The sequence below is a fragment of the Tardiphaga sp. 215_C5_N2_1 genome (assembly GCF_052076055.1).
Classification (GTDB): domain Bacteria; phylum Pseudomonadota; class Alphaproteobacteria; order Rhizobiales; family Xanthobacteraceae; genus Tardiphaga; species Tardiphaga robiniae.
Map to the genome: position 1 here is coordinate 3,499,846 of NZ_CP197240.1, position 13,394 is coordinate 3,513,239.

The following is a 13,394-nucleotide window of genomic DNA, read 5'->3' on the forward strand; positions in this document are numbered from 1 at the left end:
GTCCACGATCATGAACTGGACCCGTATTGGCATTATCGGCTTCGTGGGGTTGTGCGGCTGGGCGGCATGGCCCAAAGGAAATGACGCGACGCCGCCGCGCCCACTTCTGATCAGGGCAGCATTGAAACAGGTCGATGATCCCGTCATCATCCTCGGCGACAGTATCGTCAAACGCGCAACCTTCCCCCGTGCCGTCTGCGGTCGGCCCATCGTCAATGCCGGAATCGACGGATCGACGACATCGAGCGGTCTCGATGCCATGCTGACAAAAGCACTTGGCGGGAAGCAGGCCGCCATGGTCGTCGTCTCCCTCGGACTCAACGATGCTGCGGTCCCTGTGAACGCGGACTCATACAGGACCAACTATCTCGCTTTGCTCGCGACGCTAAAATCCACGGCTCCGCGAATGGCCATCGCGACGGTGACACGTGTTGAAGCCGGCAAATCCGATAGCGCGCGCATCAACGACCGGGCGATCGACAGCTACAACGCGTTGCTGCCAACCATCGCGGGCGATGCTGGCGCGAGCCTTGTCACCATCCCGTCCATGCCAGCGAAATACACAACCGATGGCATTCACCTGAATGATGCCGGCTATGCCATCTGGACCAAGGCGGTTCTCGGCGGGGTCAGCGACGTCCTCTGCAAAGGCAAGTAACAACAACGCAGAAAACCGCATCAGGCCTCATTGACGCCAACGCCGCGCTCATCAAGGAGCTGCTGCCCTTTCAACGTGATCCTAAATTTCGGCCCCGCTGCCGGCTTGGCTTGATCGATTACCTCGACAAGCCCTTGAGCAATCAGCCCGTCAAGCACGGCACGTTTTTCGGCATTGAGATCGGGCCCAGAGGCGCGCGCGATGTCGCACATCATCGCAATAGCGGTATTGCTGATATCAGCGTCGATCATGATTGCCTCCCTGTCGTTGGGAAGCCAACGGAACGATGGCAATCGAGTTCCACGACCGGCCCGGCGGAAGCACGCGGGCATTTACGACGTCGAGTTGCCCGAAGGCGGGCTGTTTGTGCGGAAACCTTACAGCCCCGAGCCAGATCGTGGGCACGCTGAGTGATCTGACCGGCGCGCCGGCGTTACCGGCCCGCCCCAAGCGGTCAGACATTGCCGCAGCCCAAAGCAACGGCCAGGCTCGAATCGGCTAAATGATTGATTTGTATGGTACAGTTGGGTGGTCTCGAACCACCGACCTCCTGCTCCACAAACAGGCGCTCTAACCAACTGAGCTACAACTGCATCCTGACCGGCCCCAAAATCAGGGGGTCCCGAACAGGCGGGAAACTAGGTGCAACGCATCACTTTGGCAAGGCCGCGATGATGATTTTTGGCGCAAACAAAAGCCCGGGCTTGCGGCCAGGGCTTTCGATTATTTGGCGGTGCGATCGGCTCAGGCGGCCGGCTGGAACAGCTTCGAAGCGCCGGTCTTGATCGGTTCGGCGGTCTCGGTGGCGATCTTCTGGCCGAGTTCGGCCAGCTGTTTGGTCTGACCGGTGAAGGTTTCAACCTGGCTGCGCGCAAAAGCGGTCCACAGCTCCATCGCCTGAGAAGGCGACTTCACGCCGATCAGCGACTGAGCGAAGTCGAAGCCCGCATTGGTGTTGGTCTTGGCAATGTCGAGCAGCTTGGCCGAATATTCGGCAGCGCCCTTGGTGGCCGTGCCGAACACGGCTTCAACCGTGCTGTTATGGGTCTCGGCAGCGTCCTTGAACTTGGCATAACCCTCGCGCGCCTGCGAGACGCCCTTTTCGGCGAACGCGCGGACCTGCTCCGGCACCTGGAACGGGATAACGGAAGATGAGAACGGATCGGTCGATTCGGCCATAGCGTGCATCCTTCGTGGTGGGGGTGAAATCAATAAACCCGTGGAGGCTGCGAAAGGCACCGGTGCCTTTCATCAGCTGGCGGGAAACAGAGCGGCATCGCCATCGGCGATGCCTCATTGTGGTTACCGCAATATCATGTCGGAATTGTGCGGCGCAACAGAATATTGCACCGCAGAATCGCATGAGACCCGGATCGAATGCGCGCCCACGTCATGGAACCCGCTCAATATCAACCATTGATTGCAGAACGGAGAGCGCAGGGGTCGGTCAGCTCTTGGGCTTGGCGGCGTCCATGGCAGCGCGGCTCATGATCTGGCCCATTTCGCTGGCCTGCTCTGCCAGCGACTTCATCTGCGACTGCACGTATTCGCTGTGGAGCCGCATGACGTCGCCGAGATCCTTGGCGTGCAGCAACTGCTGGGCATAATCCAGCGACGCGGCGACGTTCTTCTCGGCATAGGCGATGGCCTTGGTGCTGACATCCTTGGCGCCGGCGCGCACGGTCTCACCGCGGTTCTCGATCGACGACGCCGTGCTCTGGGCGCTGGCCAGAAACTTCTCGAATGCCTGCTTGGCCTGGTCGAAGCTGGCTTCGGCCATTGCGCGCATTTCCTTCGGAATTTCGAATTGGTCGGTCATGTCCCGCTCCATTTTGCATTGACGAAGCCATCCACGGCCCCGTCTCCCGTGTCGCCCACTGCAATCTAGCCGAGCTTGGCATCGCCGATGTGACGCGGCGTCCCGTCCTCGTCCGATCCCATCGTGGACCTTTGTTTTTGTTTTGCAACTGCCAACGCATGGCCCAGCCCCTCCGTTCGGCAGAATGCCGAACCCTCGGAGCGGATTAACGTTATTGCTGCTTTGGCCTGCTGGAATGGGCCGGGGACGTGGACCTGCGCGTCCGCGCGGGCGATACTAACGAATTATTAAGGATGTCATCGTTTGGCCCGCAATCTGTGACGCGGATACCGGACGGGCGCCCAACGAGTCAGTCATGAAGTGCCGATGAACAATGCGGATTTTCAGTTGCGGGGCGTTGGCGATGCACGGCTGGCCGTACACGCCACCAGCAACCAACCGGTCTGGCTGTGGTCGCGCGACGGCACCCGTGTGCTGTGGGCCAATCCGGTCGGCGCGCGACTGTTCGGCGCCCGTAACGCAGCGGACCTGTTTGCCAGGACTTTCGGACCCGCCGATACCCATCGCCGCCAGATAGCCCAGCTCGGCTCCCGGTTGCCGGCCAGTGGCGCAATGCGGCTGGAGCGCCTGCGCGGCTTCGGCGCGGCGCTGGGCAGCTTGATGACCTGCGCCTGCTCGCAGCTTGAATTTCCCGATGGCGGCAGCGGCATTCTCGTTGTCGCAGCGGAGCCGCTCGGTGGCCGCGGCATGCCGCTGGTCGAACGGCTGCAAAATCTCGTCGAGGGAATCGACACTCCGATCGCCGCCTTTGCACGCGACGGCCTGTTCGTCGGCGCCAACGAAATGGCTCGGGCGCTGCTTGGTTTTCGCAATCTCTCCGATGCCGGCCTCGATCATGCGCGCGACGGCGCGCTGAAGGACGGCCGCATCGAAACACCTATCGGCTTTGGCCGCATGGTACTGCAGCGCGTGGGCAGCGGCGCCGATGTCGGACTGGTGGCGCTGATCGCGCCGGGCGCTGTGCATCCGGCACCGAGCGAAGAAGAACTCGAGGCTCCCACAAAACCCGAAGCCAGTGTTGAACCACAGAGCGCCCTTGCAGAGCCGAGCGACCTGTTTGTCGAATTCGATGAGGCCACCGGGGCAAAAGACCCGAGCGAAAACGCCATCGACATCGACGCTCCGATCGAGCCGGAAAAAGCCGAGATCGATCGCGACGTACATCTCGAAGAGGTGATCGCCGAAACCATCGCACATGCCGACGCACCGACTGAGACTGATGCGCAGACGCCGACCGTCGAAGCCGTTGCTGACGAACATGCATCCGTCGCGCTGCCCGAGATCGAACCGCGCACGACGCCGCTCCGTTTCGTATGGCAGATCGATGCGGAGAAGCGTTTCACACTGAACTCCGACGAGTTCGTCCACCTGATCGGCCCGCGCACAGCGGCAGGCTTTGGCCGTAAGTGGAACGATCTCACAGCCGAATTCAATCTCGATCCCGATAGCCACGTCGTCAAGGCGATGGCCACGCAGCAGACATGGAGTGGCATCACACTGCTCTGGCCGGTGGATGGCGGTGGCCGCCTGCCTGTCGAACTCTCTGGCCTGCCGCTGTTCGATCGCGAGCGCAATTTCACCGGCTATCGCGGTTTCGGTGTTTGCCGCGACCTCGATGGAATGACGCGGCTCGCCGAGCAGCGTCGACATGATCACATCGGCGATCCACCGCCCCGACCATTATCCGCCGATGTCGCGCAGGCCGGCCCTGTCGGCGACAGTCTCGATGAACCGATTACCCTCACCACCAACCCGATACCAGAACAGACACCACCGCCAACCACACCGGACAGCACCGTGCAACCACCCGAGAACGTCGTGCCATTTCGACCAGGCGATCCCAGATCGCCGGCACTGACGCCTGTCGAGAACAGCGCCTTCAACGAGCTTGCGCGGCAATTGTCGGCGCGGCTTGAGTCGGAAACGGGACTGATCACAAGCACGAACACACCGGAAGCGGACAGCGAGACGGAAGATGCACCGACGGCTGCCCAGACCTTGTCTCAGCCAACTGAGGCGGTGTCACAGGCTGCCTGGCTGACAACGCCACCGGCTGCACCACGCGGCGAGATGATGCGCGACAAGGTGCTGCTCGACCTGATGCCGGTCGGCGTCCTGATCTATCGCCTCGATCGCCTGCTATTCGCCAATCCCGCCTTCCTCGCCCGGATGAACTATCCAAGCCTGAACGCACTGGAAGAAGCAGGTGGCCTCGATGCGCTCTATGTCGGAGCTGATGTTTCGTCTGCGGCCAGTACCTCGGATGACGGCACCGCCGTCACGATTTCGGGCGGTGACCAGTCCGGCAACACAGTGCCTGCCGAAGCGCGCCTGTACACGATTTCATGGGACAACGAACCGGCGCATGCGCTGATTTTCTCTCCGCCCAAGGCAGAGCCTGTCGCCGCCCCTGTTACGATCGCTGCGCCCGTTGCGGACGCGCCATTGCCCGCGGGCCATATCGATGCCGAAGATCTGGCCACGATCCTCGATACCACGGCCGAAGGCGTCATCATGTTCGACGCCGAAGGCAACATCAATTCCTGCAACCGCAGCGCCGAGGCACTGTTCGGCTATAGCGGCGAATTACTGACGCAGCGGAATCTGACCGACCTCTTCGCAGCAGAAAGCCGCCGCGTGGTGCAGGACTATCTCGCAAGCGTCAAGGATTCCGGCGTGGCCAGCCTGATGGATCATGGCCGTGAGGCCCTGGGCCAGGTGCGCGCCGGCGGCCTCGTGTCGCTGTCGATGACCATCGGCCGCACGCGCACGGATGGACCGAACTTCTTTGCCGTGTTCCGCGACCTGACGCAGACGAAGAAGACCGAAACCGAACTGCTGAATGCACGCCGCCAGGCCGATCGTGCGGCAACCGCCAAGGCGGATGTGCTGGCGCGGATCAGCCACGAGGTCCGGACGCCGCTGAATGCCATCATCGGCTTTGCGGAAGTGATGGTCGACCAGCGCTTCGGCCCACTCGGCAACGAGCGCTATGTCGAATACATGAAAGACATTCGGGCCTCGGGTGAACGCGTCATCGCGATCGTCAACGATCTGCTCGATCTGTCACGCATCGAGACCGGCAAGATTGACCTCGCTTTCACCACGCAGAACCTCAACGAGATGGTGGAGCAATGCGTCGCGGTGATGCAGCCGCAGGCCAATCGCGGCCGCATCATCATCCGTACCTCGCTGGCGCATCTGCTGCCGACCGTCGTTGCCGACGCCCGCGCGCTGCGGCAGATCACGCTGAATCTGATCGGCAACTCGATCCATCTCGCCAATGCCGGCGGTCAGGTGATCGTCTCCACCGCATTGTCGGACTTCGGTGAGATCGTACTGCGCGTCCGCGACACCGGTCACGGCCTCAACGACAACGAACTCGCCGCCGCGATGGAGCCGTTCCGGAGTTCGACGCCGGCGGATTCTTCGGAGAGTTCGGGTGTCAGCCTGTCGCTGACCAAAGCCCTCGTCGAAGCCAACAACGCGCGCTTCCAGATCAAGACCGCGCCGAGCTCGGGCACGCTGATCGAGGTGGCATTCTCGAATGCGGCGATGAAGGCCTGAGCGGCCTTCACCGATTTAGTGACTGAGCGCCATCGCCGCGTCGGAACGGCGTGGCTTGCGATAGCCGATCAGCAGCGGACCGAATGAGACGGCGAAGCCGATAAAGGCCGCGACCCACGTCAATGCTGCAACATGGAGCAGCGGCGGACTGTAAGCCGGCGCGATCACGGCGCCGATCCGCGCCAGTGCCGCCACGATGACGGCAGCATAGATCATCAGCGTCGTGCGTGAGGCATGCAGTGCCTGGCCGGTATGACCGAGTGTTGCCCGGCTCATGACAGCCAGCGTCATCACGCCGGCCGCACCTGCCATCCATGCATGCAGGCCGGCGCTGGGCGCGACCCATCCTGCTGCCGCTGCGGCATTCAGCAGGAAACCCAGCGGCACGAAAGCGTAACCAATATGCAGGATCAGCAGCAGGCCCTCGCGCCAAGTCCGATTGCCGGCCCAGCGCGCGAGACGCATGATGTGCAGCAAGCCGACCAGAGCGAGAGCCACTCCCGTTAGTTCGGCAAAGGGCTGCGCGATCCACAGCACCAGCGCAGCGGCGCTGACGGCAATGACAACCATATCGAAACGCGCGAACGGCACTGGAAGCCGACCGGGATTCTCGCGCACCAGCCAGTTGCGGGTGAAGCTCGGAATGATCCGCCCGCCGATCAGCGAGATCAGCAACACCACGACCGCGACGCCGATCCGGATGCTGACGTCTGCGACGCCAGCAAGATGAGCTTCAACATGAAAGGCGATGTTACCGAGCAGCAGGAAGGCGACGATGCCGACCACTGGCAGATTGCGCCAGTTGCGCCCCGCGGCGATCTCGCGGGTTGCAGCGGCAGCGACCAGCGTCAGGAAACTCACATCGACCAGCATCGCCACGAGCCAGCCCGTATAGGCCGAAAATGTCATGCAAGCGCGCCCAGCGATCCAGAGGACGACCAGCCCGAGCAATGGCAAGCCCCGGATCGGCAACCGGCCGGTCCAGTTCGGAATGGCCGTGAACAGAAAGCCGGTGACCACGGCCGACATGAAGCCGAACAGCATCTCGTGAATGTGCCAATCGCGCGGCGCAAAACCGGTGGCCAGAGCCAGCCGGCCATGGAAGGCCGGCATCCAAACCAGAATTCCCAAGCCGGCATAACACGCACCGAGCAGGAAAAAAGGGCGGAAGCCGGCCGAGAGCAACGGCCAATCGGCGATGGAGCGAACACGAAGAAGCGTCATCGTTACTCTCCCGTTTGGGGTGTGTTACTTCGCAGCGACTTTCTCGAATAACGTCGCGAACACTGTCTTGGCCTTGCCGGGATGGGTCACTGCCTTGGCTTCAGCCGCGTTGGTTGGCGTACCGACCACCACCAGTCCCACCATGCCCATGCCGTAATGTGGCGCGCATTTCACGCCGTAGACGCCGGGCTTGTCGAAGGTCACCACGAGGTCCTGGCTCATCTTGCCAACGAAGGGCGTCGCGTCGGCGGGTAGCATGCCTTTGACCGATTCAACGCTGTGCGCCTTGTCGGTCGACACGAATTTCACGGTATCGCCGGGCTGCACGTTGACCAATGCGGGCTCGAACACCATGGCGGCCCCGTCAGCGCCCTTGTTGAGCATTTTGACCTCGACCTCCGCAGCGCCAGCGGCGCCTGTCAGAGCGAAAAGGACGGCGGCGGTTGCAAGCATATGAGCCTTGCGCATCGTGTTTCTCCGTAAACCGGTCATTTCAGCCGGATGCACCAAATTAGGCGCATGGCGGGGCAGCGACATTGCGCCAGCGCAAACTTCCGCTTGATCGACGCCCGCAATCACGGTCTAGAAGTGGCCGGAACGGAAATTTGACGGAGAACGCATGTCGGCAGTCGACAGCTCCATGGTCGCGCATCTGCCGCTGTTCGAGAGTCTCGATACCGCAGCCTGCGAGGCGATCCTGCGCGAGGCGCATTCGATCCGCGTCCCGAAGAACAAGGTGATTTTCGAGCAGGGCGAGGACGTCCATTCGTTCTATCTACTGCTCCATGGCCATATCCGCGCGACCAAGATGACGCCCGCCGGCGAACAGGTGATTGTGCGCTATGTCGCGACCGGTGAGATCTTCGGGATCGGTCAGGCGATGGGGCTTACGACTTATCCGGCGACGGCAACGGCGGTGGATGACAGCGTGGTTCTGGTGTGGCCTACCACGATCTGGACGCGGCTGGTTGCCGACTATCCTGCTCTCGCCGCCAATACGCTCAAGACCGTCGGTAGCCGGTTGCAGGAAGCGCATACGCGCGTGGTCGAGATGTCGACCCAGCAGGTCGAGCAGCGCGTTGCTCACGCCCTGCTGCGACTGGTGAACCAATCAGGCCGCAAGACAGCACAAGGCATCGAGATCGATTTCCAGTTGAGCCGTCAGGATATCGCTGAGATGACCGGCGCCACGGTCTTCACCGTGAGCCGCACGCTCAGCACCTGGGAACAGCGCGGGCTGATCGAAAGCAGCCGGCAGCGCATCGTGCTGCGCGAACCCGAGACATTGCGTGCGCTCGCTGATGCGGTTCCAGGTGACGACGCGTAGCGCGGTTACGCCGCTTCGAACTGCCTGGCTTCGTTCGACACTTCTCCGAGTGGGATCGAGACGGCAGCCCTGACGCCCTGAGCATCGTCGCGGTTTGCGATATCGAGGCTGAAGCCGTTACGATCCGCCGCCGTCCGGGCAATCGCCAATCCGAGCCCGGTGCCATCGATATCCATCGGCGCCGCACGGAAGAAGCGGTCGTAGAGATACGGCACGGCGGATTCCGGTATTCCGCATCCGCTGTCGATCACCTCGATGACGAAATCCGTGCCTCGGCGCACAGCCTTGATGCTGACCGCGCCGCCGGCGCGCGTGTAGCGCACCGCATTGTCGAGCAGGTTCGAGACAATCAGCCGGAGATCCGCGGCACGGACATTCAATTCATCACGCGTCCCCGGTGCGATCGCGAGTGAGACGCCCTTTGCCTCGGCGATGGACACGAAACCGGACACCACCAGCCGCACGAAGGCCTCCGCATCGACGACTTCGGCTTCGCTTTCGATGCCGGCATCGGCGCGAACCATGGTCATCAGCTGGTTGACCGAATAGGAGGCCCTTCGAATCCCGTCGAGCAGATCCTGCGCTATTTCACGCTCAGGCCCATTGAGCTCCCGCGATCGCAGATTGTCGATCTGGATCTGAAGGGCCGCGAGCGGAGTCCGCAATTCATGTGCCGCGTCAGACACGAAGCGACGCTGGGTCTCCAGCGCGGTCTGATGTCGCTCGATCAGCGAGTTCATGGCTGTCACAAGCGGAGCGACTTCAACCGGCACACCTTTCAGGCTAAGTGCATCCTTCGCATCGGCACTGCGCTGCCCGATATCCGACGATAGCGTCCCAAGGCCAGACAACACGCGTTTGACCGCCCACCAGATCATCAGCCATGCGATCGGAATGGCGGCGATCAACGGCACCGCAGCGCCAGCGGCCGCATAGGCGGCGACTTCCTCACGCGCGCTCCAGCGTTGCGCAACCTGGATCGCATGCGTCGCGTCGCGCGACCTGAACACGCGCCAGCGCTCCCCACCTGCGGTCACGTCGGCATAGCCGAGTTCCGACTGAAACGGGATATCGACCGAAGGGCCTGAACGATGAATGGGCTGTTTCGACTGATCCCAGATCTGGATTACCAGTTGGTCTTCCAGTTCGGCATCGATCCGCGGCTCGATATCATGGCGGAACACCATGCCCGCCGTAAGCGCAACCTCGTGCAGAGCGTTGTCCTGGAAGCTGTTCACCTCGTATTTGACGAAATAATAGGACGTGATGGCCGCAGCAACGCCAACGAAGATGAGCAGTCCCGTGACGTAAGTCATCACGGTCTTTCGCAACGACGTCATGCGCCCTCCTTGGTGACCATCCAGCCCGCACCGCGGACATTGCGGACAATGTCCTTGTCAAATTTCTTGCGCAGCCCGTGAATCAGCACGTCGACTGCGTTGCTCTGGACTTCCTCGCCCCAGCCGTAAATCCGGCTCTCGATCTGGCTGCGCGACAGGATTTGCCCGGGGCGTTCCATCAAAGCCTGCAGTACCGCAAATTCGCGCACCGACAGCAGATGCTTGATATCGCGGAACGTCGCCACCTGCGTCGATGGATCCAGCGTGATCTCCGCAGACGTCATGAGCGATACCACGCGACCATTGGCGCGGCGCGTGACTGCGCGGATTCGCGCGAGCAGTACCGGCAATTCAAACGGCTTGACGATGTAATCGTCTGCGCCGAGATCGAGACCCGCCACCATGTCGGACACGCCATCCCGCGCGGTGATGATAAGGGCTGGCGTGGTCATACCGGCTTTTCTTTTCGCCTTGAGCACGTCGAGACCGGACATCTTGGGAAGACCGATATCGATCAGTGCAACCGCATATTCCGACCGGTCCATCGCGGCGAAGCCATCACGGCCATTGCGCGCCCAGTCGACGCTCATGCCATTCTCGCTCAGGCCGCGCACCAGCGCCTTGCCGAACATGGCATCGTCTTCGATCAGTAGAACGCGCATCATTCAATCTCGTGCCTGCAGGACCTTCGGAAGGTCAGTCAGTCAGACAACATCGGAGGCATCCCGATATTCCCTTATCCCAAGTGTCGGTGACTGCGGCGCTTACGCGCAGCGCTTGTCCAGTGACCAATCGTTTGGCGCTGGCTAGCCGCCGCCCCTCGTTTAGAACGATTACAAATTATCTAGACGCCATTGGTGCGTAGATCACACACCTTGGGCATATCCCGCGAAGTTCGATTTATTCTAAACGCCATCTAATTCGCGCCTAATACTCCGAATTGCAGATGTGTCCAAGTGTTTCCGAGGAAGCACAAGGACCGCCGGCATTTGCATGAGCGGAGAATATTTCAGGGGCGTAGTAATGACTTCCAGGACTTCTATCGGGGAGCGCGGCACGGCGGCGCGCAAAGCTTTTCTGATTTCGACGAGCGCGGCGGCCATCATCGCGGCGGGATTTTGCATCGCAGAGCCGGCAATTGCGCAGAATGCGAATTCCGGCGCATCGACATTGCCGCCGGTGCAAGTCGACGCTCCCAGCGCACCGCGCGTACGCCGCGCCCAGCCGCAACGCGCCGCATCCGGCCGCGTCGCCCGGACGCGCCCCGTTGCGCCGCAGCCGGTTCGGCAGCCGCTCAGCGTCAACCCCCAGGACGCACAGTCCGGCCAGGTCGGCTACATCACCCAGAACATTTCGAGCGGCACCAAGACCAACACCGCGCTCCTTAACGTGCCGCAATCCGTCACGGTGCTGACGAAGGAATTCATCCGGGATCAGGATTTCCGCAGCATTGGCGAAGCGGTCCGCTACGTGCCGGGCGTCGTTCCGCATCAGGGCGAAGGCAATCGCGATGACGTCGTCATCCGCGGGCAGCGCACCAATGCCGACTTCTTTATCGACGGCATCCGCGACGACGTGCAGTATTTCCGCGATCTCTACAACACCCAGCGCATCGAGGTCCTGAAGGGGCCGAATGCCATGATCTTTGGCCGCGGCGGCGGTGGCGGCGTTATCAATCGCGTGCAGAAGGAAGCCGACGGCGTTCCGATCCGCGAAGTGACGGTTCAGGGCGGCTCGTTCGACAACAAGCGCGTGACGATCGATACCGGCGGCGCCGTGAACGAGAACGTCGCGGCGCGCATCAACGCGATGTATGAGAATTCCGGAACCTATCGTGACTACGGTCACCTGGAGCGTTATGGCATCAATCCGACCGTGACAATCCGCGGCGAGGATACCAAGGTCAAGCTCAGCTACGAATATCTGCATGACGACCGCACCGCGGATCGCGGCATCCCGGCACAGGGCACCGTGCCGGCGCCCACGAATGCACGCCCGACGGTGCCATTCGCAACCAATGCGTCGACCTTCTTCGGCAATCCGGACCAGAGCTATTCGAAGCAGGACGTCCACATTGCCAACGCCGTCATCGATCACGATTTCAACAACGGTCTCTCGGTCAAAAATTCGTCGCGCTATGCCAATTACGACAAATTCTACCAGAACGTCTTCCCGACCACGGGCACGTTCGTCACACCGGGCGGTATCGCGTCAATCTCGGCTTACAACAACCTTGCTCAGCGCGAAAACCTCTTCAATCAAACCGACTGGACCTACAAGACCAATACCGGCCCCGTGCTGCACACCATCGTCTTCGGTACCGAGTTCGGACGGCAGAACACGTTCAGCCTCCGCAACACCGGCCAGATCAACGGCGGCACGACCCTGCCCGTTCTCGCGTCCAGCCCGACCACCTTTGCCCCGTGGTCGTTCATCCACAACAACGCCTCCGACAACAACTCCTATGCGACGCTCGATATCGCATCGGTCTATATTCAGGATCAGATCGAAGTCAGCCGTTACCTGCAGTTCATCGGCGGCGTTCGTTACGATCGCTTCGACCTCACGTCGCAGAACCTCAATCCGGGCGGCACCGTAGACAGCCGTGTCGACAACCTTGTCTCGCCGCGCGCCGGCGTGATTATCAAGCCGGTCGACAACGTCTCGGTCTATGGCAGCTACAGCATTTCGTATCTGCCAAGCGCTGGCGACCAGTTCAGCTCGCTGACGCCATCGCTCGCCGTCACCGTGCCGGAGAAATTCATCAACAACGAAGTCGGCGTGAAGTGGGACATTACCCCGCGGCTGCAGGCGTCCGCGGCCGTCTACGATCTCGACCGGGAGAACCAGAGGTTCATCGTGGGCGGCCAGGTCGTCGCCCTTGGCAAGACCAACACCAAGGGTGCTGAGCTCAGCCTAACCGGCTATGTCACCGATCAGTGGCAAGTCACCGGCGGCTACGCCTACACCGACGCGCGCATCGTCGATGCCAGCTCCGCCACAATCGTCGCGGGCAACCGCGTCGGCCTGGTGCCGTTCAACACCTTCACCATGTGGAACAAATATCAGTTCAATGAGATGTGGGGTGCCGGCCTCGGTATCATCCATTACGACGACTTCTTCGCTACGTCGGATGATACAGTGAAGCTGAAAGCCTTCACCCGCGTCGATGCCGCAATCTACTTCCGGCTCGACAAGACGTGGCGTGCCCAGCTGAACATCGAGAACCTGTTCGATACCAGCTACTACGCCACCGCCGATGCGGCCAACAACATCACGCCGGGCTCGCCGCGTGCGTTCCGGGCTTCGGTAACGGCTAACTTCTAAGATCTCTCATCTCGGGCCGCAGGTAAGCTGTTGCTTATCTGCGGCCCACCTTCGAATCTGGAATCAATCTAA

The 13,394-nt window shown here is 61.5% G+C and carries 11 protein-coding genes and 1 tRNA gene; 4 read left to right on the top strand and 8 right to left on the bottom strand.

Going from position 1 to position 13,394, the window contains the following annotated elements:
* Nucleotides 1–10 precede the first annotated feature (10 nt).
* A complete protein-coding gene (locus AB7828_RS16660) occupies nt 11–658 on the top strand; it encodes an SGNH/GDSL hydrolase family protein (RefSeq protein WP_441230662.1) in 648 nt (215 codons plus the stop codon).
* 20 nt (nt 659–678) lie between these two features.
* Here the strand turns inward: AB7828_RS16660 and AB7828_RS16665 are convergent, their stop codons facing one another.
* The 4 genes from AB7828_RS16665 to AB7828_RS16680 all read right to left on the bottom strand — a co-directional run bounded on the left by AB7828_RS16665 (nt 679) and on the right by AB7828_RS16680 (nt 2,477).
* Nucleotides 679–909: a hypothetical protein gene (locus AB7828_RS16665; protein WP_089266247.1), complete on the bottom strand. Its 231-nt coding sequence runs from the start codon at nt 907–909 to the stop codon at nt 679–681.
* A gap of 265 nt (nt 910–1,174) precedes the next feature.
* A tRNA-His gene (locus AB7828_RS16670) sits at nt 1,175–1,251 on the bottom strand.
* A gap of 151 nt (nt 1,252–1,402) precedes the next feature.
* Nucleotides 1,403–1,837, bottom strand: coding sequence for a phasin (locus AB7828_RS16675; RefSeq protein ID WP_068728746.1), 435 nt, complete (start codon nt 1,835–1,837; stop codon nt 1,403–1,405).
* A gap of 268 nt (nt 1,838–2,105) precedes the next feature.
* On the bottom strand, nt 2,106–2,477 hold the full coding sequence (locus AB7828_RS16680; RefSeq protein WP_115033036.1) for a phasin: 372 nt from the start codon (nt 2,475–2,477) through the stop codon (nt 2,106–2,108).
* A 366-nt stretch (nt 2,478–2,843) separates the two neighbouring features.
* Between AB7828_RS16680 and AB7828_RS16685 the strand changes: the two genes are divergently transcribed.
* On the top strand, nt 2,844–6,104 hold the full coding sequence (locus tag AB7828_RS16685; RefSeq protein ID WP_441230663.1) for a PAS domain-containing protein: 3,261 nt from the start codon (nt 2,844–2,846) through the stop codon (nt 6,102–6,104).
* Between the two features lie 15 nt (nt 6,105–6,119).
* On the opposite strand, the gene AB7828_RS16690 is transcribed toward AB7828_RS16685, so the two are convergent.
* Both AB7828_RS16690 and AB7828_RS16695 read right to left on the bottom strand, forming a co-directional pair.
* Nucleotides 6,120–7,328, bottom strand: a complete 1,209-nt coding sequence (locus AB7828_RS16690; RefSeq protein ID WP_441230664.1) for an NnrS family protein — start codon at nt 7,326–7,328, stop codon at nt 6,120–6,122.
* Between the two features lie 24 nt (nt 7,329–7,352).
* Nucleotides 7,353–7,796, bottom strand: coding sequence for a pseudoazurin (locus AB7828_RS16695; protein WP_441230665.1), 444 nt, complete (start codon nt 7,794–7,796; stop codon nt 7,353–7,355).
* A gap of 151 nt (nt 7,797–7,947) precedes the next feature.
* On the opposite strand from AB7828_RS16695, the gene AB7828_RS16700 reads away from it, so the two are divergent.
* A complete protein-coding gene (locus AB7828_RS16700; RefSeq protein ID WP_175367835.1) occupies nt 7,948–8,655 on the top strand; it encodes a Crp/Fnr family transcriptional regulator in 708 nt (235 codons plus the stop codon).
* A 5-nt stretch (nt 8,656–8,660) separates the two neighbouring features.
* On the opposite strand, the gene AB7828_RS16705 is transcribed toward AB7828_RS16700, so the two are convergent.
* Nucleotides 8,661–9,995 (bottom strand): ATP-binding protein, encoded by a 1,335-nt coding sequence (locus AB7828_RS16705; protein WP_441230666.1) that lies wholly within the window; start codon nt 9,993–9,995, stop codon nt 8,661–8,663.
* Nucleotides 9,992–10,657 carry a response regulator transcription factor gene (locus tag AB7828_RS16710; protein WP_089266246.1) on the bottom strand — a complete coding sequence of 222 codons (666 nt, stop codon included), beginning with the start codon at nt 10,655–10,657 and terminating at the stop codon, nt 9,992–9,994. Before AB7828_RS16710 ends, AB7828_RS16705 begins: the two co-directional genes overlap by 4 nt.
* 361 nt (nt 10,658–11,018) lie before the next feature.
* On the opposite strand from AB7828_RS16710, the gene AB7828_RS16715 reads away from it, so the two are divergent.
* Nucleotides 11,019–13,322 carry a TonB-dependent receptor gene (locus AB7828_RS16715; RefSeq protein WP_441230667.1) on the top strand — a complete coding sequence of 768 codons (2,304 nt, stop codon included), beginning with the start codon at nt 11,019–11,021 and terminating at the stop codon, nt 13,320–13,322.
* The last annotated feature ends 72 nt before the right edge of the window (nt 13,323–13,394 follow it).

What these genes read in the sequence shown, in the direction of transcription:
- AB7828_RS16660 (WP_441230662.1), top strand. Translation starts at nt 11, where the DNA reads ATGAACTGGACCCGTATTGGCATTATCGGCTTCGTGGGGTTGTGCGGC.
- AB7828_RS16665 (WP_089266247.1), bottom strand. Translation starts at nt 909, where the DNA reads ATGATCGACGCTGATATCAGCAATACCGCTATTGCGATGATGTGCGAC.
- AB7828_RS16675 (WP_068728746.1), bottom strand. Translation starts at nt 1,837, where the DNA reads ATGGCCGAATCGACCGATCCGTTCTCATCTTCCGTTATCCCGTTCCAG.
- AB7828_RS16680 (WP_115033036.1), bottom strand. Translation starts at nt 2,477, where the DNA reads ATGACCGACCAATTCGAAATTCCGAAGGAAATGCGCGCAATGGCCGAA.
- AB7828_RS16685 (WP_441230663.1), top strand. Translation starts at nt 2,844, where the DNA reads ATGAACAATGCGGATTTTCAGTTGCGGGGCGTTGGCGATGCACGGCTG.
- AB7828_RS16690 (WP_441230664.1), bottom strand. Translation starts at nt 7,328, where the DNA reads ATGACGCTTCTTCGTGTTCGCTCCATCGCCGATTGGCCGTTGCTCTCG.
- AB7828_RS16695 (WP_441230665.1), bottom strand. Translation starts at nt 7,796, where the DNA reads ATGCGCAAGGCTCATATGCTTGCAACCGCCGCCGTCCTTTTCGCTCTG.
- AB7828_RS16700 (WP_175367835.1), top strand. Translation starts at nt 7,948, where the DNA reads ATGTCGGCAGTCGACAGCTCCATGGTCGCGCATCTGCCGCTGTTCGAG.
- AB7828_RS16705 (WP_441230666.1), bottom strand. Translation starts at nt 9,995, where the DNA reads ATGACGTCGTTGCGAAAGACCGTGATGACTTACGTCACGGGACTGCTC.
- AB7828_RS16710 (WP_089266246.1), bottom strand. Translation starts at nt 10,657, where the DNA reads ATGCGCGTTCTACTGATCGAAGACGATGCCATGTTCGGCAAGGCGCTG.
- AB7828_RS16715 (WP_441230667.1), top strand. Translation starts at nt 11,019, where the DNA reads ATGACTTCCAGGACTTCTATCGGGGAGCGCGGCACGGCGGCGCGCAAA.